Source organism: Providencia sp. PROV076, assembly GCF_028483405.1.
GTDB classification, from domain to species: Bacteria; Pseudomonadota; Gammaproteobacteria; order Enterobacterales; family Enterobacteriaceae; genus Providencia; species Providencia huaxiensis.
On record NZ_JAMPRR010000006.1, the window covers coordinates 161,090 to 185,606 of the forward strand.

Sequence of the window (24,517 nt, forward strand, 5' to 3'; positions counted from 1 at the left end):
TCCGATCAGGGTAAATATTTGTATTTTTTTCTTTATGACACGGATAAGACTTTTTTATTGCGGTAGCCTTACAGTGATATCAGCGGTAAAATTTAGGGATTATATAAAAAGTGTAGGCATATCGTGAAAAAGAACGCTGTACAAACCGCACGCCTGAGTTGGAATGACGAAGGCACTCCCATGTCTGAACAGTTTGCAGATATCTATTTTTCTAACCAAGATGGCTTAGAAGAAGCTCGACATGTGTTTTTGCAAGGGAATCATTTTCCTGGCCGCTTTGCGACGCACCCTTTTGCAACCTGTGTCATTGCTGAAACTGGGTTTGGTACGGGTTTGAATTTCCTAGCATTGTGGCAATCTTTTAATCAGTTTAAAGCCGAAAACCCCAATGCAGCATTACAGCAATTACATTTCATCAGCTTCGAAAAATACCCTTTAACAAAAACAGATTTAATCGCTGCACATCGCTGCTGGCCTGAACTTGCTGGCTTATCGCAAACCCTTTGTGAAAGTTGGCCACAAGCTCTACCAGGCAACCAGAGGATCATATTAGAAAATGGCCATATCATATTAGATTTATGGTTTGGCGATGTTAATGAGCAAATATCTTTACTGAAAAACAACTTAAACAACAAGATAGACGCATGGTTTTTAGATGGTTTCGCCCCCTCAAAAAACCCCGAAATGTGGAGTGAACAGCTGTACACTAACATGGCAAAGTTAGCCCGCCTCAATGGGACTTTTGCGACATTTACTGTGGCAGGTTCAGTTAAAAGAGGCCTACAGCAAGCTGGCTTCACCCTTAAAAAAGTCAAAGGCTTTGGCAACAAGCGAGAAATGTTAACTGGCGTATTAGCCGAAAAAGAAATTGATATCCCAACGCCTTGGTTTGCAAGACGAAAAGCAGATAACCCAACTGACGTTGCTATCATTGGCGGCGGGCTTGCCAGTTTAACGGTGGCCTACGCCCTTCATAACCGCGGTGCTAAAGTCACCTTATACTGCCAAGATGCCAAAGTTGCACAGAACGCTTCCGGCAATCGCCAAGGGGCTATTTACCCCTTACTCACCGGTAATAACGACCCACTTGAGCGTTTTTTTGTCAGTGCTTTCCCCTTTGCCTCTCGCTTTTATCACCAATTAGCAAAACAAGGGCTCACATTTGAAGGCCAGTGGTGTGGCGTAAGCCAACTCGCTTATAACGACAAAATTGCTCACAAAATAGCAGGAATGTTAGAAACCGAGTGGCCTGCTGATTTTGCGATTGGTAAAAATCGTCAGCAACTGAGTGATATTTGCGGCGTTGATGTCAACCATGATGGTATTCACTACGCGTCTGGAGGATGGTTGTGCCCTGCCCAACTGTGCGAGAGTTTACAACAATACTTGCAACAGCAGGGTGTCACTTTCTGTTTTGAACATAATGTCGTTGAATTAAAACAAACAGAACAAAATTGGCAGTTATTAATTGAAACTGCACAACACAAACAGCTAACACGTGTTCACTCAACTGTCATCATTGCTAATGGGCACAAGCTGCGCCAATTTGCTCAAACCGTTAATTTACCCATTTCGCCTGTACGTGGGCAAGTCAGCCATATTCCAACCAATCACACCCTACAACAACTGAAAAATGTTTTGTGTTTTGAAGGGTATTTAACACCAGCCGATGCCACTGGTACACAACATTGCTTAGGCGCTAGCTACCAACGTGAACGACTTGACTTCGATTATAGTGAAGAGGAACAGCAAGGAAACCGCCAGAAACTGGTTGATAACCTACCCGATGTAACTTGGCCTAGGGATATCGATATTTCACAGCAACATTCACGCCAAGGTATTCGTTGTGTTATTCGCGACCATTTTCCTTTATTAGGCAATGTGCCTGATTTCGAAAAACATTTGGCACTCTATCATGATTTACCCACTCAAATCGCCAACAAACAGCCTATTGGACTCGCTCCTGTGCACCCAAATTTATTTATTTTTGGGGCGTTGGGGTCAAGAGGGTTATCAACTGCACCACTTTGTGCGGAATTGCTGGCTGCTCAAATTTTTGGGCAAGTACTCCCGCTCGATGATGAAACCCTTGCAGAACTCAATCCAAACCGTTTTTGGGTAAGGAAATTATTATTAGGTCGCCCTATTAAACTCCCTTATTAATACACTAATATTAATACACTAAGTTAATGAGATAGCCATTGCACAGCGGTCTTCAGCAGCAAACCCTGCATCGACCTCAGACTGTAAAATAGCCTGTAACTCGGTGGTTAGCTCATTAATTTCAAGAATTTTAAAACCCAAGCGTTGGTAATAAGGTGCATTCCAAGGCACATCGCGGCAAGTGGTCAATGTCACTACCGTGATTTTGCGTGCCAAAGCGGCATCAAGAACCTGCTTAATCAGCTTCTTACCCAGCCCCTGTCCTTGCCATTGCTGGCAAACAGAAACTTCACAAATATGCAGGCTAGTATGGTGATTTTCAGCATTGATAAAACCAATTGGTTCATCACAATCATTCACAGACACCCACTCTAATTGCTCAGAAATAAAACCGAGGTGGTCTTGCTCTGTTTGCCCATCACCTTCAGCAAGCCATTGATATTTTTCGATACTCGTGAACGCCTGCCCTGCGGAAGCTTCCACCGTAGGAAGGGATTTAGCATCAAGGGGGGTTGCTAAACGAACATTCGCCATAATGTGTACTCACAACAAAATTTAGCTAACAAAAAAGCGGGTTTCCCCGCTTTTCATGCAGAACTCAACAGATAATGCATAACACAATAAATTAAATTGCGTTATTTAATAAGCTTTTCCACATATCTAATACCAGTACTTGATCTGGTGGTGTCAATTCACCAGCTTTGATGGCATTTTGAATACTGACTTCAACACGTTGGTATAATGCTTCAGAACTGGTTTCGTTTTCTTCTTCCAGCTCAGCCACAGCAAGGGTTAAGTGACCACGCAAATAGCCGCCAGCGAAGAGTTCATCATCACTCGCGTGTTCAACCATATCATCAATTTTCGTTAGTATGCGTGTTTCTAAATCCGCAAGCATGCTTAATCCTTACTATATTGTGTGTTCATTAGGCAAAAATATCTTCCGGGTAAGGAAAAGCTTCTGCACAAAGAGGTGGCGTATTGTAAAACAATTGTAACGCATTAATAAAGCGTAATGGGCGCTCAGGGATACCATTTTCTAAATAAAGCATCACTTGGGCATGAACTTTGCGCATAAACGCAATGCGATCAGGCTCAAAATCCCCTTCTAAGTTGTCACAGCTGACATTAAATGGAATGCCAACAGCAACACAAAACAGCCAGTCTAGCGCTTGAGGTTTGATTTCCACCACTTCAAACTCACACTGTGTTTTTTCATCTCGCCCATCAGGGCAATACCAATAGCCGTAATCAACTTGCTGGCGCCTTGCTTCCCCTGCGATACACCAATGTGAGATTTCGTGTAATCCACTGGTGAAAAAGCCGTGTGCGAACACTATTCGGTGATAAGGCACTTCCTCATCTGCAGGTAAATAAATGGGTTCATCATCCCCTTTTACCAGTCTAGTGTTATATGTCACACCAAAGCATTCATCAAAGATATTGATTAGATCCTGATAATTATGTGTACTCATGAATAATTTAAATCATCTTAAAATAATGAGAGGAACCAAGCTTTAATCACGTCACCATGGCTATCATGGAGTAATTTAATACTCATCAGCAACGAAATCACCACGATCATCGGCCTGATCAGTTTCTGTCCTTTGGTTAATACCAAGCGCGCACCTAAACGAGCGCCAACCATTTGGCCAATTAGCATAACAAAACCTAATGCCCAAAGAACATGACCCCCGATAATAAAAAACACTAAAGAGCCAAAATTAGAGGCGAAATTAAGTAACTTCGCATGAGCAGTGGCTTTAGCAAGGTTATAGCCAAGCAACAAAACATAACCCAATGCCAAAAATGAACCAGTTCCGGGACCAAATGCACCATCATAAAAACCCAGTGTCATCCCAATTGCCACCCCGAAAAATGGCATACTGATACGTTGTTGACGGTCTTGCACACCAATTGACGGCGTTAATAAAAAGTATAAACCGACACAAATCACCAAAATGGGCAACAGTTGTTTTAAGAACGCAGTGTCAATCATTTGAATAACAATCGCACCTAACATGGCACCAATCATTGTCATAATGAATGGAAACAATTGTTCTCGTAAATCTATGGCTTTTCGCCTGACAAAATAGAGCGTTGAAGAAAACGAACCGCCAACCGCTTGCAACTTATTGGTTGCTAAAGCTTCAACTGGAGTTATTCCCACAGATAACAGGGCTGGGATTGTTAATAGCCCACCACCACCCGCGATGGAGTCAATAAACCCTGCAAACAGCGCAACAAAGAAGAGTAAAGCATAAACTTCAGGTGCAACGGCAGTTAGCCAATCCATTTTACTATCCAAAGAGAAGAAATATCATGATGTTGATGTGAATATATCGCCAATCAGGTTTGGTGATATCACAACCTAGATGAGGTATTTTTAGGAGGCTTCATCCGAACCTTCATCATCAACAAAGCGACCTTATAGGCCGCTCAGTTGTCACTACATAAACACAGTAAAACGGTTACTCAAACGGTTCCATTGCTGGCGTTACATCCGCACATTGGCCACGATGACGTAAATAGTGGTCCATTAGAACAATCGCCATCATCGCTTCCGCAATTGGTACCGCGCGAATGCCTACACAAGGGTCATGACGCCCTTTGGTGATCATTTCAACTTCTTCACCATCACGGTTTAGTGTTTTACCTGAAACGGTAATACTGGATGTCGGTTTTAACGCAATATGCGCAATAATAGGCTGGCTGCTGCTAATACCGCCTAAAATGCCGCCTGCATGGTTTGAGGTGAAACCATTACGGGTAATTTCATCACGGTTTTCACTACCTTTCAGTGCAATAACACCGAAACCATCACCAATTTCCACGCCTTTTACCGCGTTAATACTCATCAACGCATGAGCGAGGTCGGCATCTAAACGGTCAAATACCGGCTCACCTAAGCCCGCAGGCACATGCTCTGCAATGACGGTAATTTTAGCACCAATCGAATCACCTTCTTTCTTTAAACCACGCAATAATTCGTCAAGTGCTTCTAACTTGCTTGGATCAGGACAGAAAAACGGGTTTTCTTCGACAATTGACCAGTCTTTAATTTCACAAGCGACTGACCCCATTTGCGTTAAACAACCATGAATTTGCACACCAAGCTTTTCTTGTAAATACTTTTTCGCAATCGCACCTGCCGCAACACGCATAGCTGTTTCACGTGCTGATGAGCGACCACCACCACGGTAATCTCGCTGGCCATATTTTTGTTCGTAAGTGTAGTCTGCATGACCGGGCCTAAAAACATCTTTAATCGCGCCATAATCTTGCGAGCGTTGGTCGGTATTTTCAATCAGTAAACCAATACTCGTGCCCGTTGTCACACCATTAAACACACCAGATAAGATTTTGACTTGGTCAGGCTCCCGACGCGCTGTCGTATAACGAGATGTCCCCGGACGACGACGGTCTAAATCTTTTTGTAAATCTGCTTCTGTCAGTGCTAAGCCAGGGGGAACCCCATCGACGATGCAACCTAATGCAACCCCGTGTGACTCACCAAATGTGGTTACGCGGAAAAGTTGCCCAATTGAATTTCCTGCCATCGGAGTATCCTATTCTAAGCCATTCTTGTTTTACTAAGAATTTTGGTTGTTAATTATTATATCGTTGTGTCGTTATTATTGATTACATGATCTTGGAACATCACGCAACTGTTGATTAATCGATATAAAGCTCAAAATGTGCGTGGTGCTCAACAAGTTGTTCACGCGTTAACATAAACACACCGTCACCACCATATTCAAAGTCTAACCAAATAAATGGAATTTCAGGATATTGTTCAATCAGATGAACCATGCTGTTGCCCACTTCGCACACTAACACGCCTTCTTCTGTCAGAAAACGCGGTGCATTGGCTAAAATACGGCGCACCAATTTCAACCCATCACTTCCAGCGGCTAGCGCTAATTCAGGCTCGACACGAAACTCTTCCGGTAAGTCATCCATATCTTCCGCATCAACATACGGTGGGTTCGTCACGATCAGGTCATATTTAACCTCTGGCATATCGCGGAATAAGTCAGAGCGGATCGGTATCACCCGGTGTTCTAAACCATGATTGGCAATATTTTGCTCAGCCACCGCCAGCACATCACTTGAAATATCAACCGCATCGACTTCTGCATCAGGGAATTCATACGCACAAGCAATCGCAATACAACCACTTCCGGTACATAAATCAAGAATAGTTTGTGGTTCATCCGCCACTAAACCAACAAAATGGTTATTGATTAATTCACCAATTGGCGAGCGTGGGATAAGCACTCGCTCATCAACATAAAACTCATGGCCACAAAACCATGAACGATTAGTCAGGTATGCAACCGGAATACGCTCATTAATGCGGCGTAAAACACGCTCAATAATGCGGTGGCGTTCTGTTGGTGTTAGGCGTGAGGTTAACAGCTCATCGGGCAGGTCTAGAGGCAGGTAAAGTGTTGGTAACACCAATTGTAGTGCCTCATCCCATGGGTTATCTGTACCGTGACCATAGTACACATTGGCTGCATTAAAGCGGCTCATCGTCCAACGTAAAATATCTTGAATGGTATGAAGTTCTGCAACGGCTTCATCAACGAAAATCTTTTCCAAGAAGGGGTTCTCCAGCCTGTATTTTGAAAGGGAATATATGAATAGTTAAAGTTTGCCACGAAGTGAAAGACAAATCAGCAGATTAATGCAATAAAATTTGCCAAGGGGATCTGCTCATCGCGCTTATTAATGCATGTTTTGACGTAAAAACGCCCTTTATTTAGCTAAAGGGCGTGAAGAAAATAACAAGTTCAGCAAGGAAGCAACGATATTAGCTTTCGTTTTGCAGTACGATTTCCGCCTCTTTCTCAGGTTTTTTTACCCAAAGTGCGTAGGCGATAGTCAGTAATACTAACCAAACAATGCCTACATAGAGTGCAATTCGTGTTGATTCAAAATACCCCAAGACACCAAAAACAAATACCATAAATGCGATGGCTAAAATAGGTGCCACAGGCCACATAGGCACAGGGAATTTTAATTGGCTAATTTCTTCTGGCGACATTTTTTTACGCATTGCAAACTGTGACAGCAAAATCATTAACCATACCCAAATGGTGGCAAATGTCGCAATTGACGCAATTACCACAAATACATCATCAGGGATGACATAGTTCAATACCACACCGACTAACAACACAGCGACCATCACTAATACCGTCATCCAAGGCACACCATTTTTTGTCAGCTTGGTAAAGGCTCTTGGCGCTTGCCCTTCATGTGCCATGCCATACATCATACGCCCTGCACCAAAGATATCGCTGTTAATCGCCGAAATTGCCGCCGTGATCACTACAACATTTAAGATATTCGCCGCAGATTGAATACCTAAGCTATCGAAAATTTGCACAAATGGGCTACCTTGCTGCCCAATTTGGTTCCACGGGTAAATGCACATCAAGACAAATAACGTTAGGACATAAAACAGTAAGATGCGAATTGGTACTGCATTAATCGCTCTTGGGATAGTCGTTTCAGGGTTTTTCGCTTCACTCGCGGTAATACCAATAACTTCAATTCCCCCGAAAGCAAACATCACGACAGCAAAGGATGCAATCACCCCACCAATACCATTTGGCATAAACCCATCGTGAATAAATAAGTTTGATACCCCAACCGCATGGTCTGCTGCTTGGCCAAAACCAAACATCATGATGGCTGCACCACCGACAATCATCGCAATAATCGCAATAACTTTAATGATTGACAGCCAAAACTCCATTTCACCGAAGGTTTTCACGTGACATAGGTTTATCGCGCCAATAAAGAAAATAATGCTTAACACCCAAATCCACTGTGCAACCTCTGGAAACCACAGTTTCATATAAACACCAAATGCCGTCACGTCCGCCAAACAAACGATGAGCATTTCAAAAACATAGGTCCATCCCGCAAAAAAACCCGCTCTAGCCCCTAAATAATGGCTGGCATACTGTGAGAACGACCCCGCAAGTGGCCGATGAACCGCCATTTCACCCAGCGCTCTCATAACCATAAATACTGCGGCGCCGCCGATAATATAGGCGAGTAATACCGCAGGCCCAGCGGTTTCTATTGCTTTCGCTGAACCATAAAATAAACCTGTACCAATCGCAGAACCTAAAGCCATAAATCGAATGTGGCGCGCAGAAAGCCCTCGCGCAAGTTGTGATGTGCTTTGCATGATTTATCCTTCGTATTATTTTATTGTCGTGCAGATAAATACTTCAGGTAGCCGATACTTTGCCGGCCACCTTTTATTTGCTTGATATGTTAGTTAGGGAAGACTGCGCCAGCCTTGAAGAGCGCAGACAGTTTATATTGGTTAATTAAATCAATTGCCGCTTCAATATCAGGGGCAAAATAACGGTCTTTATCATAGTAAGTCACTTGGTCACGCAACGTTTTACGTGCTTTTTCCAAGGTTTCGCTCGACGTCAAACCTTCACGGAAATCCATTCCCTGACACGCAGAAAGCCATTCAATGGCTAAAATACCTGTGACATTCTTTGCCATTTCCCATAATCGACGACCTGCTGCAGGCGCCATCGATACGTGGTCTTCTTGGTTAGCGGATGTAGGTAGGCTATCAACACTCGAAGGGTGTGCTAATGCTTTGTTTTCACTGGCTAATGCAGCCGCGGTCACTTGGGCTATCATAAAGCCTGAATTGACGCCGCCGTTATTCACTAAGAAAGGTGGCAACTGCGACATGTGGGTATCCATCAATAATGCAATGCGACGTTCGGATAACGCGCCAATTTCTGCTAATGCAAGTGCAATATTATCGGCTGCCATCGCAACAGGTTCGGCATGGAAGTTACCGCCCGAAATAATATCGCCATTATCGGTAAAGACTAACGGGTTATCTGACACCGCATTGGATTCAATTAATATCACTTCGGCTGCTTGGCGAATTTGGGTTAAACAAGCCCCCATGACTTGTGGCTGACAACGTAGTGAATAAGGGTCTTGCACTTTCACGCAGTTTTCATGGGACTTCGCCAATTCACTCGTCGGTGATAAAATATCACGGAACATCGCCGCTACATCGATTTGCCCTTTTTGCCCTCGAACTTCTTGCACTCGTGCATCGAACGGTTTACGGGAGCCCAATGTGGCTTCAACACTAAGCGCACCACAAACAATGCCAGATAGCAGCAATTTTTCTGCTTCAAATAACCCTTTCAATGCAAAGGCCGTGGATGTTTGCGTGCCGTTTAATAACGCTAGCCCCTCTTTAGCTTCCAATTTTAGTGGCGCTAACCCAGCTTTTTCTAACGCTTTTTTCGCTGAGATCCACTTGCCTTCATAACGCGCCTTTCCTTCTCCTAGCAGAATTAAACTCATATGCGCCAATGGTGCTAAGTCACCAGAAGCCCCTACAGAGCCCTTCGCAGGAATAAATGGATAAACTTGCGCATTCACTAATGCAATTAAAGCATTAATGACTTCGAGACGGATACCAGAGAAACCGCGAGCTAAACTATTAATTTTGAGCACCATGATTAAACGCACGAGGTCATCATCTAACGGCTCGCCAACACCCGCAGCATGAGACATCACAATAGAGCGTTGTAATGATTGCAAATCTTTAGTCGCGATGCGGGTATTGGCAAGTAAACCAAACCCCGTATTGATACCGTAAGCGGTTCTATCTTCTTCAATAATTTTATTGACCGTTGCAACACTTTTTTCAATAGCCGCATGAGCGCGTTTATCCAATGTCACTGTTACCGCTTGTTGGAAAACAATACGCAGGTCTTCGAGTGTCATTTTTCCTGGGTGAATAGTTAACTTAGTCATTAATGGCACTCCTTAACGTGTTTTAATCATTGGTAAATTAAGATTTTTTTCTTGCGCACAAGCAATCGCGATGTCATACCCTGCATCTGCGTGGCGCATGACGCCTGTAGCCGGGTCATTGTGTAGCACTCGAGCAATACGCTCTGCGGCTTCATCCGTTCCATCACAGACAATCACAACCCCAGAGTGCTGAGAGAAGCCCATACCGACGCCACCACCGTGATGTAAAGACACCCACGTTGCACCACTGGCTGTATTTAATAACGCATTGAGTAACGGCCAGTCTGAAACGGCATCAGAGCCATCTTTCATGGATTCTGTTTCCCGATTTGGGCTGGCCACTGAGCCTGAATCTAGGTGGTCGCGGCCGATAACAATTGGAGCCGAAACCTCACCGTTTCTGACCATCTCATTGAATGCTAAACCTAATTTAGCGCGGTCCCCAAGCCCTACCCAACAGATACGCGCTGGCAAACCTTGAAAGCTGATACGTTCACGCGCCATATCCAACCAGCGATGCAAGTGCTTATCATCCGGTAGAAGTTCTTTCACTTTCGCATCGGTTTTATAGATATCTTCAGGATCCCCTGATAACGCGACCCAACGGAATGGGCCAACACCGCGGCAAAATAGTGGGCGAATATAAGCAGGCACAAAACCAGGGAAATCAAACGCATTTTCTACGCCCATTTCCAACGCCATTTGGCGGATATTGTTCCCATAATCAAACGTTGGAATGCCTTGCTGTTTGAACGCCAGCATCGCTTTAACGTGTTCCGCCATGGATTTTTTTGCAGCCAATGCAGTCGCTTGCGGGTCTTGAACACTGCGTTCACGGTACTCTTCCCAGCTCATCCCAATTGGCAAATAACCATTTAGCGGGTCATGGGCACTTGTCTGGTCGGTCACCATATCCGGTTTAACACCGCGTTTGACGAGCTCAGGAAGAACTTCAGCGGCATTAGCACACAGTGCGATAGAAATGGCTTTGCCTTCCGATGTGTATTTTTTGAGACGCGCTAGAGCATCATCAAGATCGACCGCTTGTTCATCCACATAATGGGTTCTTAAACGGAAATCGATACGGCTTTGTTGGCACTCAATATTCAATGAGCAAGCACCTGCCAGTGTCGCGGCTAGAGGTTGTGCGCCCCCCATGCCACCTAAACCCGCGGTAAGTACCCAGCGCCCAGTTAAATCACCGTTAAAGTGCTGACGAGCGGCTTCCACAAAGGTTTCATAGGTTCCTTGAACAATGCCTTGGCTGCCGATATAAATCCAGCTACCTGCCGTCATTTGGCCATACATGGCGAGGCCTTTCGCATCCAACTCATTGAAATGTTCCCAGTTGGCCCAATGTGGCACGAGATTTGAGTTAGCGATTAAAACACGTGGGGCATTTGCATGGGTTTTAAAAACACCGACAGGCTTACCTGACTGAACCAGCAGTGTTTCATCGCTCTCGAGTTGTTTCAGGGACTCAACAATTTGGTCATAGCATTGCCAATTCCGTGCCGCGCGCCCAATACCACCATAAACCACTAATTCATGAGGGTTTTCTGCAACATCTGGGTCAAGGTTATTCATTAACATACGTAATGGAGCTTCAGTGAGCCAACTTTTGGCACTTAAGGTATTCCCCCGCGGTGCCCTAATTTCGATATTTCGATATTTATTATTCAGTGCTGTCACTTGTATACCCTCTTTTATCTGTCCATTAGCTAACTTTTATTGTTCTTATAGATATAGTTGTATATACATGTACGATCAATTAATTTTTTAACATAAAGATTAAAAAAATGTGATATGAAAATATTTTTATACAAATAAAACAATTAGATAAAAAACAAGGCTGATATTTTGGTGTGTTTTCTTTATTCTAAATATGCCTACCAGATCACATTTGATTTACAATAAATTCACACAAAATAGGTATGGAAGAGAATAACTCGATACGATAAGCGGAAAATAGGTTGTATATCATTCCGCCCATATTTTTACGTGGTGAAAGAACTTATGACGTGAAACTACCTTTAAGCTTATAGCGGTGACCAGGAAACAATAGTTTGGTACTTGTCACAGTGAAAGACTGGGACCAAGTACGCCTTGTAATTAACAAACAAGATGCGCCTGTGGTAATTTGCAATAACCTCGCTGAGCGCTCATCAGCTTCTACGGCCTCAACAATATGCTCCCCTTGTGTTAAAGGGGCGACTTGGGACAAATAATCATGGGGGGTAATCGATAAAAAGTTTTGCTGTAAATAATCAGGCGCTGCTAACGCATTGACATATCTGTCTTCAATTTGTACAGGGACATCATTTTCTAAATGTACAATAATAGAATGAAATATCACGGTATCTGGGCTAATATTTAACTCATTTGCGAGCGCGGGTGACGCTTGTATTTCTTCGAGTTTAATTATCCTGCAGCTGTACTTATGGTTTCTCGCCAGTATTTCCGCTTCAATACTGTGGATTTCAAATAGCGCAGATTGCCCCTTTGGCTCAGCCACGAACGTTCCCACACCTTGCAAGCGAACCAATAACCCTTCTGCGGTTAATTCACGTAGTGCTCGGTTTGCCGTCATTCGACTACATTGAAACTGTGTAACTAACTCAGCCTCAGATGGAATACGGTCATTTGCCTGCCACTCTGCAGTGTGGATTTTTTCAATAATCGATTGTTTTACTTGCAAATATAGCGGGAGCGGTACCCCCTGCTTATCCTTTTTATCGGCTGTCACAGTCATTTCCAATTTAATGATTAAAATCTTAAGTATTAATATGCTATTCATTGAATAGCATACAACACGACCTTAGTGCTATCGGACATTTTTTATCCTGACAGTCGCGAATAAAAACATCATGCTTAATTATTAAGCATTCACATAATTAAACGATGTAATTTTAATAGAAACAAACAAAAAACAGAAAATATTTAGGGCAAATTGCGGCAAACAACATTATTTACCGCTATTAATTATTATTATTTTCGTAGCTAGAACTGCGAGTCACATATATCACCCGTTTCGATGGGTAATTTTGCCTTCATGGACTCTAATGAACAATGGGTTACTCCCCTGCTCATAAATCATTTCGACTGGCTCTTGCGCGTTCCACACAACAAAATCAGCAACAAAGCCTGTTTTTAATTGCCCATGGCTACTTTCACGGCCTAACGCCTTCGCAGCGTGACGTGTCACACCTGCCCATATCTCCTCCGGTGTCAGCTTAAATAAGACGGCCGCCATATTCATAATAATACGTAACGAGGCAAAAGGACTGGTGCCCGGGTTAAAATCCGTTGAAACCGCCATAGGAACGTTGTGTTCCCTCAACAGCTCAATTGGCGGTAATTTGGTTTCCCTCAGAAAATAAAATGCCCCCGGTAGCAAGACCGCGACTGTTCCGCTCGCTTTAAGTGCTTTAACCCCTTCTAAATCTAAATATTCAATGTGGTCAACCGATAACCCTTTGTATCGGGCAACTAATTCGCTCCCACCTAGATTTGATAACTGCTCCATATGCCCTTTCACAGGAATGCCTAATGTTTGAGCCGCTGCAAATAACTTTTCGCTTTGAGCAAGGGAAAAACCCACGCTTTCACAGAAAACATCGACTGCCTCAAACAAGCCTTTTTCCCATAGTCTAGGCATGATTTTTTGGCAAATCAAATCAATGTATTCATCAGGTTTATCTTTATATTCAACGGGAACGGTGTGAGCGGAAAGCAAGGTTGAACTGACTGAAATAGGATATTGTGCAGATAACCGTTTTGCGACTTGTAACTGTTTTTCTTCATTTTCATAATCAAGCCCATAACCTGATTTCATTTCTATACTTGTCACACCTTCTCGAATTAATGCTTCGAGCCTTGGCTTAGCGCGTTCAAATAATTCGTTCTCGCTCATCTTACGGGTTTCACGCACAGTAGAATTAATTCCACCACCTTGAGAACTAATGGTTTCATAAGAGACCCCATTCATTCGCTGTTCCCATTCAGAAGCTCGGTCACCACCAAAAACTAAATGTGTATGGCAATCGATTAATCCTGGGGTTATTAATTTACCCTTTACATCAATAACCTGGCAGTCATTTAATTCAATTTCCTGAGTAGGAACAATTGCAACTATTTTATTATCACGGACAACTAAATCATGGTGTTCAACAAGCCCATAAGGGACTGATAGTTCTGGATCCATAGTGGCAATACGGCCATTACGCCAAACGATATCTTGAGAGTGTGTTTTGAATACCATCGTTTTTCCTATTGTTATTGAATTCATTGTTATTGAATTCAGTTTTAATCATTGTATTAATAAATAGTATAGATATGTATATACAATTAGACTAGCAAGTCCCCTTTTGTCAATGCTTACCTGTAAAAAGGTTATAAATATGTTACTTAGCGCGAACAATCTACGATTATCACCATTCATTAAAAATGAGTTACACTAGCAATCAGAAAAATTAATCACAAAAAATATATTATTAAAATTATGAAGAAAAAATTTGGTCTAGAAGATGAAGAGATCCGTCTTTTCAAAGAAGCCATTAATGGAGCAAAGAAAATCCATCAGGACCAAGTCCTGCACGCACCTGTTCGTGCCAAGGTGACACAACCATCAAATAAAAAAGTCATGCAAGAACAGGTTGACGCCTCTTTTTATTTTTCAGATGAATTTCAACCGCAACTTGAAAATGAAGGCCCAACGCGTTATTTAAGGCCCGACGCTAACCCTTATGAATTAAAAAAACTTCGTCGGGGTGACTACGTTCCTGAGTTGTTTTTGGATTTACATGGCTTAACACAAATGGAAGCAAAGCAAGAAATTGGCGCGCTTATTGCGGCCTGTAAGCGTGAAAATGTCTATTGTGCCTGTATTATGCACGGCCATGGTAAGCATGTTTTAAAGCAGCAAACACCGCTATGGCTTGCCCAACACCCTGATATTATTGCTTTTCACCAAGCACCTAAAGAATGGGGGGGTAATGCAGCATTATTACTACTCATTGAAACCGCGGAGAGCGCTCGCCGTTAAGCGCTCATCCGTTCTGTATTATTTCGCAAATAATAGTTGTGATGGACTCAACATCCATTCTAAATGACTTTTCTGATGGGCCACATCAATATCAACACATGCAACTGTTGATGTGGTGAACATCGGAGGTTCTTTATGTGGACATAGCTCCGACACTAAATACCCCACCAGCGGTAAATGAGATACAACTAATATCGCATTAGCGCCTAGCACAGCAAGATCTCGAATATGGTCAGCCACAAATGCGGCATTCCCTCCTGGCGTTAATTGCCCTAAAACCTCCGCCTTTACGGGTAAATCGAGGTGCTGACTCACAACCTGCCTAGTTTGTTCGGCTCTTAGATAGGGACTCACTAACACCGAATCAATCTTAATACCTTGGTTCTGTAACCATTGAGCCATTAATACTGAGTCGTCTTTTCCCTTTTGAGTCAATGGGCGCTCAGCATCGCTAGGCGCTTGTATCGCTGCATCACCGTGACGCATAATGTAAACTTGCATAATCCACCATCTGAGTAACCTACCTTATTAAGGTGGCTATTCTTTTGTTGTTAAGATAATTGTTGTAAAAGTAACCATCAGTTGGGGTGAAATGTGATTCTGCATGAAATGACCAACAAAGAAAATGATTTGAGTAAATTTTTATGCATGTTTCTTTAGCAGGCTATATTGCGAGCTAAATTTTGGTATTTATTATCAATCAGTTAAAGATAATATAATTAGTTATTCTAACTGTACGAACTTGGCTTAAAAAAGCCTGATAACCAAGGATATATTTGGTATCAGGCCTTGACTGGTTTTATTGAATCAAACAACCATTGGCTAACAAGCTACCCTGCTATGCCATGATTGTTGATGCTATTACTGTTCGTTACTTGATTTTGTTGCATTAACCCCATCTTCTGCATTTGCAGAAAAAAAGGTTCGATTATTTTCTGCCATGTTACATAGCAATTCACAAGGCTGGAATTTATCACCATATTTCATAGCGAGGTTATTCAGGGTTTCCACGGTTTTTGCAATCCCCAGGCTATCCATATACCTGAATGGGCCACCAAAGAAAGGTGGGAAACCGATACCAAATACCGCCCCGACATCCCCATCACGTGCACTTTTAATAATCTTTTCATCAAGGCAACGGGCAGCCTCGTTAAGCATCATCATAACGCACCGCTGTGCAATATCCGCTTTAGTCAATGTATCGTTGGGAACTACACCAATCAGTGAATAAATGGTTTTATCGACTTGGCGCTTACTGGCTTTTTTCCAAAACCACAACTTATTAATGTGGTGACCATATTCATAAAAACCTTTACCATTTTTCTTACCTTTACGGTCATCTTTAATGACTTTATCAAGTAAATCAGGGGCTTTGAAACGCTCACCAAAACGCTCAACTAAAATCGGTAAAATTTTAGTTCCTACATCAATACCGACTTCGTCTAATAGATTAAAAGGTCCGACAGGGAAGCCAAATTCGACTAAAGCACGGTCAATATGCTCTATTGATTCACCTTCAACAAGGCATTGGGCAGCTTCACATAAGAATGGGGCTAAAATGCGATTTACATAGAAACCGGCATCATCCCCCACGACAATTGCTGTTTTGCCTTGGCGTTTTGCTAGAGCAACAACGGTTGCAATCGTTGTTTCGTCTGTGTGTTGATGAGGGATTACTTCAACCAACGGCATTTTATCGACTGGGCTAAAGTAGTGTAAGCCGATGACTTTTTCAGGATGCGTCGCATTCTGTGCAATTTGGTGAATAGGTAAGGATGATGTATTAGAAGCAAAAATAGCTTGTTGTTTCGACATCTTTTCAACTTCAGCAACCATTTTTTGTTTTAATGCTAAATCTTCAAATACCGCTTCAATGATAACATTAGCGTTTTCCAGTCCTTGATAACTTAATGTGCCTGATACCTTAGCCATAACGGCTGCTCGTTCCCGGGCTAGTAACCGCCGTTTGATAACTCGCTGAGTCAGTAGGTCCCAGCTATAACGCAGGGCTTGGGTGACACCTTTGTCTGAAATATCTTTAATACGAACGGGTAATTTACCTTGAAAAGCGGTGACATAAGCAATTCCGCCGCCCATCAACCCACCGCCAAGCACACCAACTTGGTTAATTTTCAAGGGTGCAGCTTGCGCCCCCGTTTCATTTTTTAACGCGGTAACCGCAAAAAATAAATTACGTAATGCAGCAGACTCTGGTGTCATCACAAGCTCACCGAAGGCTTTCGCTTCTTCTGCATAACCGGCTTGCAACCCTTTATTCATTCCTGTTTTCACAACATGAATAATTTTTTCAGGGGCTGGGTAATGGCCTTTGGTTTTGCTGAGTGCTTTTTGTTTGGCGCTATCGAACACTTTATTGCGTAATAATTTGCTGCTTAATAAGCGCTGTTGCCAATGGATAGCAGGACGCTGAACGCCCCCTTTTTTCACCATTTTAACTGCAACGTCGAGTAAAATAGACTCAGGAACTACATCATCAACTAACCCTATTTTCAGCGCCTGTTTCGCTTTTAGCTGGCGGCCTGTCAGCATTAAATCCAATGCATGTGGAATACCAATCAACCGAGGTAAACGCTGCGATCCTCCAGAGCCAGGTAATAACCCCAATTGTACTTCAGGCAAGCCTAACTTCGTTTTATCATCATTGGAACAAACCCTCGCATGACATGCCAAGGCAAGCTCTAGCCCGCCGCCTAAACACGCACCATGTATTGCGGCAATAATAGGCAATGGGTAATTATCGATTTTATCAAATAGTGCATGACCTGCTTTTGACAACTCACTGGCTTGAGCTTTATTTTCACAGCCAGCTATCATGCTAATGTCTGCGCCTGCAATAAAACTGTCTTTTTTCCCTGAGGTGATAACTAAGCCTTTCAAACCAGAGGTAGACTGCGCTTGCTGTAAAACTGCAAGGAATTGCTCCGCAAATTCCGCTTTTAATGTATTCACTTTTTCATTCGGTACATCAATGAAGATGACCCCGACGTTTTCATCATGAATTTCTAAGCGAAAAGCCTGTTGTGTTTTTTCTCTTGCAACTTCTATAGCAGAATTTTGAGCCATTATTCCACCTCTAAGATCATAGCTGCACCTAAACCACCCGCAGCACAAGCTGTTGTTAAACCAAAACCACCACCCCGTCTGCGCAATTCATTTAGGGTTTGAGTCACCATTCGTGCGCCTGTGGCTGCAAATGGGTGCCCATAAGCGATAGAGCCCCCTAAGACATTAAATTTATCCATATCCACTTCGCCAATTGCGTTATCTATTCCTAATTTTTCTTGAGCGAATTTACGGCTACCAAACATTTGTAAATTAGCGAGTGTTTGCGCAGCAAAGGCTTCATGCATATCAATCAGGGATAAATCTTGCAGCGATAACCCCGCTCGTTTCAAAGCAAGCGGAGTGGCATAAGAAGGCCCCAAAAGCATATCTTCCCATACGTCTATCGCTGAAAACGCATAACTTCGAATATAGCCTAACGGTGTATAACCCAGCGATTTCGCTCGAGATTCTGTCATCATCAACACCGCAGCGGCACCATCGGTCAACGGTGTGCTGTTCGCAGCGGTAACACTACCGTGCTTACGGTCAAAGGCGGGTTTTAATTTCGCATAGGATGATAGTACTGAGTTTGTACGCACATTGTTATCTTGGGAAAAAGCTTGCTTAAAGGGCGGCATATATGCGGTCATAACTTCATCATTTAAAGCGCCATTTTCCCACGCTTTTGTCGCTAACATATGCGAGCGATGAGCAAGCTCATCTTGCTGGGCTCGGCTAATTTGATAACTTTTCGCCATTTGCTCCGCGGTATCTCCCATACGCAGCCCTGTAGAATATTCCGCAACACCGGGTGCAACTGGCGCTAAATCCCTCAAACGTAATTTCGCTAACAATGATAATTTTTGCCCAACAGACTTTGCTTTGCTTAATGCTAATAACGTCTCGGCCAATTTTTTTGATACGCCAATAGGAAGCACAGAAGATGAATCTGCCCCGCCAGCAATACCGATAGAAATATCGCCTACCCTCATACTTTGAGCAATGTTAACAATTGCTTGAAAACTTGTCGCACAGGCTCTTGATACACTATAGGCATCTGTTGAGACACTCATCCCTGTACCAAGAACAATTTCCCGCGCAATATTCGGTGCTTCTGGCATTTGCACCACTTGCCCAAATACCAGTTGCTCAATCAGGTTTCTATCTAAATCATTACGGGCTAATAATTCAGCAACTACGGCTTTACCTAGATCGACTGCTGGAATTCCTGCGTATGCCGTAGATTGCTTTGCAAAAGGTAAGCGTAGACCACTGACAATGGCGATCCTTTCATTTGTTTTATCTGTATTTTCACCATGGTTGAGATGTTGATTCATGGTCGCTCCTGCTAAAGCAAAAATGAAAATTATAGTTAATTAGCTCTCTAAGCGGACAAAGAGGTCTGACCTGTAACAATTATTAACATAAAATTCACAATTATCAATGGGTATTGATAAAAAATGCGAGCAGGTACGCAACTTAGAGTAAAAACCCAACAAATTGCAGCAGAGGAAAACAGGAGGGAAATAAGGAAGCCTTTTATCACTGAGCGTTAATCACGCCATCGTTTTAGTGATAAAAGGCAAATCAGAGCAAATTCAATCGTTTGATTAACGAAGGCCTAATTGAAAAATCAAACTTTCTGCTTCACAGCTAAAACTAAACTCTGCCGTAAGCTCAACGCCACCCTCTACAGGCTTAATAGAATGGGTTATCGCACAAGGGTCTGACTCAACAGATTTTGCTTTCTCTGTGAGTGTTTTCAACATAGTTTCCGCTTCATTTTGTGTAGCGAATACATGCTGATACGAGGCAGTGCAGTCTTTATTATCTAATACTGTTCCCACATCTACACAGCAGCAGGCTGCGGTTTCATCCGCGCTACAACGGTTAATCGCATCAGTCATTTTACTCTCCAAATAAACAAACTGTTAAGTCTCTATCATAACGCTGAAAAAGTGCTAAAAACTAGTGTGTATCAAAATATATCGCTAATAATTAAACATAAGTTTGATCTTACCCCGTATTCGTATAATTTTTGCTCCCAATTCGTCAGTCAATGTTGCCATTTTGTTAAATATGTCGCATTTTTGAAAACAAAGTCACAATAACTGCAAAACAAGCTTGCAACATATCAGGTGGTCAGACCTATACTCTAGTAACTGGTCTGATTTGTCATAACGGCAAGGGACCCTACAATTCTGCGCTTCTTGCGATAGAAGTCGCTTTATTCAAAATAAAACATAAGAGGGTTTTGGTCATGAGCCAGAAAAACCTGTTTTCTAGATCAGCTTTAGCAATAGCAGTGGCAATTGTATCATCCAACGCAGGCGCGGCTGGTTTTTTGCTTAATGAATATTCTACATCCGCACTGGGACGCGCGTTTTCGGGAGCGGGTGCAATGGGCGACAACGCAAGTGAGGGAAGCCGAAACCCTGCTGCCATGATGTTGTTTGATCGCCCTTCTCTTTCTGTTGGTGCCGTTTATATTGACCCAAGCGTTGATATCAAAGGTAAAGGAGGCTCTTTACTTGGTAGTAATACAACAGCAAATGATATTGCGCCAAGTGCTGTAGTACCCAATGCTCACTTTATCTTCCCAGTTAATGACAAGTGGGCTGTTGGTACTTCAATGACCACCAACTTTGGTTTAGCCACTGATTTTAATAAAAATTATGCTGCAGGCCCTATCGGTGGTAAAACAGACCTAAAAACTGTTAACCTGAACCTAAGTGGTGCATACCGCGTAAATAATAATTTCAGTTTTGGCTTGGGCGTGAACGCGGTATATGCCGATGCAGAAATTACTCGTCATGCAGGTGACCTTGGCGCCCTAGCACCTAAATTAGGCTTACCTTCGTTCCCTGCCAGCACTACCATGGCTAAATTAACAGGGGATGACTGGGGTTATGGTTGGAATGCGGGTATTTTGTATGAAATCAATGATGATAACCGTTTAAGTTTAAGCTATCGTTCTAAAGTTAAAGTTAAGTTTGAAGATGGCAAATATTCCAATGACATACCTAAATCAATAACTCAGTTACATGGTACTGGGGGTGAAAAAGTCAAAGGTAAGTTAGACCTTAATTTACCAGATATTTGGGAGTTCTCTGGGTACCATAAAGTTGCTCCTAAGTGGGCTTTACACTATAGCGTTGCCTATACTGGCTGGAGTGAATTTAAAGAACTAACCGCCTATAGAAAAAGTGATGGCGAACAGTTATTCCATAAACCTGAGCACTTTAAAGATGCTTGGCGTTTAGCACTCGGTACCACCTATTTTTATGATGATAACTGGACATTCCGTACCGGTATTGCCTACGACCAAACGCCTGTACGTTCAGATTACCGTTCTATTTCTATCCCTGACCAAGACCGTTACTGGTTAAGTGCAGGTACAACGTATGCATTTAATGAAAATGCATCTGTTGATGTGGGTATTTCTTATATGCACGGTAAAAAAGTAAATATTAAAGAAAGATTAAGTGAAGATGTTCCTGAAAGTATCCTTCCAGCATATCATTTCAAATCTGAAGGTTCTGCTTGGTTATACGGTGTAAACTTCAACTATACGTTCTAATTAATCGAATTTTTAAGTATCAGGGAGTTCTCTCCCTGGTACTATTATCAATGTCAATTGCCCCATCCCACTAATTTTCAAAACTTAACATAAATTTTCTTGACCCTCACCTGCATCATATGTAAATTAAATGTTAAGAGCATGAGTTCACCTCATCATTTCTTTATAAAATACACACTATCGCATTTTTAAGATAAATCGCTTTAGATTTCATTAGATTATCATTCGTTCTCTGAATGTTCTTATTTGCAAGCACAACCCAATAGCATATTTTATACTGATGATATCCACTAATATATATGGCTTTTCATCAAACTGTATTAATCACGCTATATTCTATTATTGGCTACGGCCGCGAAGGCATGTAAAAGAGGCAACAATGACTAAAACTTAGGAGGCTGTATGGGAACACTGTTTACTGTCGGTTTTATTGGTGTATTAGGGGTAATAGCCTTAATTGACACCGTCTCTCAACGAGGAAAGCGAGACAATGATTAGCTTTTTATTTATCACTCTCTAGTATCATTCGTATACAAGAGAGTGATAAACCTTCTAAAACAATTCAATTTACTAATCTATCGAATCAAGCTGGCCTTCAATCGCTGCTGCATTTGGGTTTTCTGTTGCTTTTAACGCGCCACCACTTGATAAAAAGTCATTACGTTGGAAATAGGCTTCTCGCATCATTAAGTACGGGTCTGAAGAGTTCTTCAATAATCCATCTGAATCTAATAGCCTTGCTCGGGTTTCAATTCCTTCCAGTGCCCATTTACCCGCGGACATCCAGAATGTGAGATAGCTTAGCATTGGATATAAATCATCAACTAAGTCCCCCCCTTGTTCCCTCGGTGTTGCACTGCCATACCCCGGTAACACCACATAAGGACCATAGCCCACATCGTAATAGCCTAAGGTATTACCAAAACGTTTCGGCTCTTCTTTCGCTAATTGAGGGTTTGCCATTGTCGCCACATCAATGAGCCCCCCCATGCCGAAGACAGTATTAAGGAAGAAGCGGTTAAAATGTTTGAAACCTTGAGTCACTTCCCCACGCAGAAAGCTATTTAGCATACTTGCAGGTTCTTCAAGGTTAACAAAAAAATTGGTTAATCCATTACGGGCAGGCATCGGGACATAATCATTCCAAGCAACAGCAACTGGCCTCAAGACATAAGGGTCAAGGACGTTATAGTTGAAATTAAACATTGCTCGGTTGAACCCTTCTAATGGGTCCGAACGTTCATGTGTTTCTGGATCAATGCTACTTGCACAACCTGCAATTAACACCCCTGCCAGAAAAACGCCCGTCATGCGAAACTTCATAACACTTCTCCATTCCCTGTACCGTCCTACTGCGGTACTTTTCCACTGTAATAACTGCTTTGCTTATAGTAAGGCGAAAAAAAGAATTATGTTAATCCTTTTGAGTTATTCGATTATCTTAAAGGCTAATTATACGCCATTTAATAATATTCTTATTATAAGAAAATTGAACAGTTAGTACAAAATAGAAATGCGCCCACTCAACCATAAAGATGATAATCACCCTATTTTCGAATGAAAAACAGTCAAATAAATATTTATGGAAGATAAATTCGATTATTTGTCCGTAACAACTTGATTCAATTAGACCTGAACAGTAAAATGCCTTCGCTGTCATAATTATGACTCCAAAAGTCCCCTTAGTTAAATGGATATAACGAGCCCCTCCTAAGGGCTAGTTGCAGGTTCGATTCCTGCAGGGGACACCATTACCACGTCTAAATACTTCCAATTTTTCAAATAAAAACAACAAATTAATTATTTTGACTTCCAAGAAGATCTAGTAACTTCTAGTGGGGTCTAAGTACTCATGTGTATAGTACTGTGAATAGTACTGTGTATAGGTCTAGGTTCGATAAAAAAACTATACACATTATGCTGCTCACTGATATCCAAATTCGTAAAGCTAAGTCTAAAATGATTTCATTTGGTGTGTATGGACAAATTTCTTTAGCCGATGCCAGAAGAAAAAGAGATGAAGCAAAAAGGCAGTTTTCAGATGGTATAGACCCAAGTGATGCGCGCAAATCGGAAAAGATCACACAAAAATACGCTGCTGGAAATACGTTTAAAGCGGTTGCAATGGAATGGCACTCATCAAAATACTCTACATGGTCAAAAGGCTATGCGAGCGAAATATTGCGTTGTTTTGAAAATGATGTTTTTCCTTTCACACGAAATAAAGTTCTCAACCACGTAAAATTCACTACACCGCACCCGCCTGCACAATTTGGATCATAAAATTATTTCAGTTTCAAAGTGAAGTACATTTAGTGAATAAATTTATAATTATTTGAATATAAATAGTTTTTTTATTTTATGTGAGATTTTTACTTAAGAGTATGAGTCGCATAAAAACTGAAAAACTAAACTATTAGCCTCACTACCCTGCTACATTATTTGTACATTGCTTCATTTATAGTTCCAGACACATTATCTAGATCAATACAATTGAATGTCAGTGTTCTATCCTCCATCCACACCCTAATAGAATATAACTTCTCCATTGAAGCCCCTATTTTCTGAGGATATGCAGCGTATGGTGTCAACTGTTCTTTTTGCCACTCTTTGCAAGCGTTGAAATCACCTAACTCTTTCACTTTTATAAGCTGCTTATAAGGACGTACTATTTCTGGCTTTTTATTGTTAACTGACATCGCCTGTAGTTCATCCAAGCTATATGTCGTCGCCATTAAAGGCGACTGAAAACACGTAAATAATATAACCGCTAAGGCTCTTTTCATCTCACCATCCCATCAATTAATTTCAGTCATGTTAACTTAGCGGGA

Annotated in this window: 21 protein-coding genes, 1 tRNA gene and 1 pseudogene; 6 read left to right on the forward strand and 17 right to left on the reverse strand. The window is 42.1% G+C overall.

Features of this window, described 5'->3' with window-relative positions; translation table 11 throughout:
• Positions 1-123 precede the first annotated feature (123 nt).
• A complete protein-coding gene (gene mnmC, locus PSF67_RS05930; RefSeq protein ID WP_272676632.1) occupies positions 124-2,163 on the forward strand; it encodes a bifunctional tRNA (5-methylaminomethyl-2-thiouridine)(34)-methyltransferase MnmD/FAD-dependent 5-carboxymethylaminomethyl-2-thiouridine(34) oxidoreductase MnmC in 2,040 nt (679 codons plus the stop codon).
• An 18-nt stretch (positions 2,164-2,181) separates the two neighbouring features.
• On the opposite strand, the gene PSF67_RS05935 is transcribed toward mnmC, so the two are convergent.
• The 11 genes from PSF67_RS05935 to hutI all read right to left on the reverse strand — a co-directional run bounded on the left by PSF67_RS05935 (position 2,182) and on the right by hutI (position 14,257).
• Positions 2,182-2,697, reverse strand: a complete 516-nt coding sequence (locus PSF67_RS05935) for a GNAT family N-acetyltransferase (protein ID WP_272676633.1) — start codon at positions 2,695-2,697, stop codon at positions 2,182-2,184.
• Positions 2,698-2,788: 91 nt separating this feature from the next.
• A complete protein-coding gene (locus PSF67_RS05940) occupies positions 2,789-3,061 on the reverse strand; it encodes a YfcL family protein (RefSeq protein ID WP_102137607.1) in 273 nt (90 codons plus the stop codon).
• 28 nt (positions 3,062-3,089) lie between these two features.
• Positions 3,090-3,638: an elongation factor P hydroxylase gene (locus tag PSF67_RS05945; RefSeq protein ID WP_102137606.1), complete on the reverse strand. Its 549-nt coding sequence runs from the start codon at positions 3,636-3,638 to the stop codon at positions 3,090-3,092.
• 17 nt (positions 3,639-3,655) lie between these two features.
• Positions 3,656-4,459, reverse strand: a complete 804-nt coding sequence (locus tag PSF67_RS05950) for a TSUP family transporter (protein WP_004912371.1) — start codon at positions 4,457-4,459, stop codon at positions 3,656-3,658.
• Between the two features lie 175 nt (positions 4,460-4,634).
• Complete coding sequence (aroC, locus tag PSF67_RS05955) at positions 4,635-5,723, reverse strand: chorismate synthase (RefSeq protein ID WP_004257206.1); 1,089 nt, start codon at positions 5,721-5,723, stop codon at positions 4,635-4,637.
• 115 nt (positions 5,724-5,838) lie between these two features.
• Positions 5,839-6,771, reverse strand: a complete 933-nt coding sequence (gene prmB / locus PSF67_RS05960; RefSeq protein WP_004257202.1) for a 50S ribosomal protein L3 N(5)-glutamine methyltransferase — start codon at positions 6,769-6,771, stop codon at positions 5,839-5,841.
• A gap of 211 nt (positions 6,772-6,982) precedes the next feature.
• Positions 6,983-8,374, reverse strand: a complete 1,392-nt coding sequence (locus PSF67_RS05965) for an amino acid permease (protein ID WP_166264549.1) — start codon at positions 8,372-8,374, stop codon at positions 6,983-6,985.
• Between the two features lie 89 nt (positions 8,375-8,463).
• Positions 8,464-9,996, reverse strand: coding sequence for a histidine ammonia-lyase (gene hutH, locus PSF67_RS05970; protein WP_210842770.1), 1,533 nt, complete (start codon positions 9,994-9,996; stop codon positions 8,464-8,466).
• Positions 9,997-10,008: 12 nt separating this feature from the next.
• Entirely contained in the window at positions 10,009-11,688 is a 1,680-nt protein-coding gene (hutU, locus tag PSF67_RS05975) for a urocanate hydratase (RefSeq protein WP_102137602.1), read from the reverse strand.
• Between the two features lie 322 nt (positions 11,689-12,010).
• Complete coding sequence (gene hutC, locus PSF67_RS05980; RefSeq protein ID WP_181490110.1) at positions 12,011-12,748, reverse strand: histidine utilization repressor; 738 nt, start codon at positions 12,746-12,748, stop codon at positions 12,011-12,013.
• A 270-nt stretch (positions 12,749-13,018) separates the two neighbouring features.
• Positions 13,019-14,257 carry an imidazolonepropionase gene (gene hutI / locus PSF67_RS05985; protein WP_272676634.1) on the reverse strand — a complete coding sequence of 413 codons (1,239 nt, stop codon included), beginning with the start codon at positions 14,255-14,257 and terminating at the stop codon, positions 13,019-13,021.
• 240 nt (positions 14,258-14,497) lie between these two features.
• Between hutI and smrB the strand changes: the two genes are divergently transcribed.
• A complete protein-coding gene (gene smrB, locus PSF67_RS05990) occupies positions 14,498-15,040 on the forward strand; it encodes an endonuclease SmrB (RefSeq protein WP_102137599.1) in 543 nt (180 codons plus the stop codon).
• Positions 15,041-15,058: 18 nt separating this feature from the next.
• Here smrB and sixA read toward each other — a convergent pair whose 3' ends face one another.
• The 4 genes from sixA to PSF67_RS06010 form a co-directional block, all read right to left on the reverse strand.
• On the reverse strand, positions 15,059-15,541 hold the full coding sequence (sixA, locus tag PSF67_RS05995; RefSeq protein WP_102137598.1) for a phosphohistidine phosphatase SixA: 483 nt from the start codon (positions 15,539-15,541) through the stop codon (positions 15,059-15,061).
• Between the two features lie 360 nt (positions 15,542-15,901).
• A complete protein-coding gene (gene fadJ / locus PSF67_RS06000) occupies positions 15,902-18,124 on the reverse strand; it encodes a fatty acid oxidation complex subunit alpha FadJ (RefSeq protein ID WP_272676635.1) in 2,223 nt (740 codons plus the stop codon).
• A complete protein-coding gene (fadI, locus tag PSF67_RS06005; RefSeq protein WP_272676636.1) occupies positions 18,124-19,443 on the reverse strand; it encodes an acetyl-CoA C-acyltransferase FadI in 1,320 nt (439 codons plus the stop codon). The genes fadJ and fadI overlap by 1 nt, the downstream gene beginning before the upstream one ends.
• Before the next feature lie 273 nt (positions 19,444-19,716).
• Complete coding sequence (locus tag PSF67_RS06010; RefSeq protein ID WP_166264544.1) at positions 19,717-20,013, reverse strand: YfcZ/YiiS family protein; 297 nt, start codon at positions 20,011-20,013, stop codon at positions 19,717-19,719.
• Between the two features lie 353 nt (positions 20,014-20,366).
• Between PSF67_RS06010 and fadL the strand changes: the two genes are divergently transcribed.
• Positions 20,367-21,686, forward strand: coding sequence for a long-chain fatty acid transporter FadL (gene fadL / locus PSF67_RS06015; protein WP_206276407.1), 1,320 nt, complete (start codon positions 20,367-20,369; stop codon positions 21,684-21,686).
• A 570-nt stretch (positions 21,687-22,256) separates the two neighbouring features.
• Here the strand turns inward: fadL and mlaA are convergent.
• Entirely contained in the window at positions 22,257-23,009 is a 753-nt protein-coding gene (mlaA, locus tag PSF67_RS06020) for a phospholipid-binding lipoprotein MlaA (RefSeq protein WP_272676637.1), read from the reverse strand.
• A gap of 353 nt (positions 23,010-23,362) precedes the next feature.
• Here mlaA and PSF67_RS06025 point away from each other — a divergent pair.
• The 3 genes and pseudogenes from PSF67_RS06025 to PSF67_RS22070 all read left to right on the forward strand — a co-directional run bounded on the left by PSF67_RS06025 (position 23,363) and on the right by PSF67_RS22070 (position 23,969).
• Positions 23,363-23,437: transfer RNA gene (locus tag PSF67_RS06025), tRNA-Arg, on the forward strand.
• Between the two features lie 100 nt (positions 23,438-23,537).
• Positions 23,538-23,747, forward strand: a pseudogene (locus PSF67_RS22065) (Arm DNA-binding domain-containing protein); the annotation flags it as partial.
• Positions 23,748-23,765: 18 nt separating this feature from the next.
• Positions 23,766-23,969 carry a phage integrase central domain-containing protein gene (locus PSF67_RS22070; protein ID WP_442959144.1) on the forward strand — a complete coding sequence of 68 codons (204 nt, stop codon included), beginning with the start codon at positions 23,766-23,768 and terminating at the stop codon, positions 23,967-23,969.
• Between the two features lie 155 nt (positions 23,970-24,124).
• On the opposite strand, the gene PSF67_RS06035 is transcribed toward PSF67_RS22070, so the two are convergent.
• Positions 24,125-24,472 carry a hypothetical protein gene (locus tag PSF67_RS06035; protein WP_231068888.1) on the reverse strand — a complete coding sequence of 116 codons (348 nt, stop codon included), beginning with the start codon at positions 24,470-24,472 and terminating at the stop codon, positions 24,125-24,127.
• Positions 24,473-24,517 lie beyond the last annotated feature (45 nt).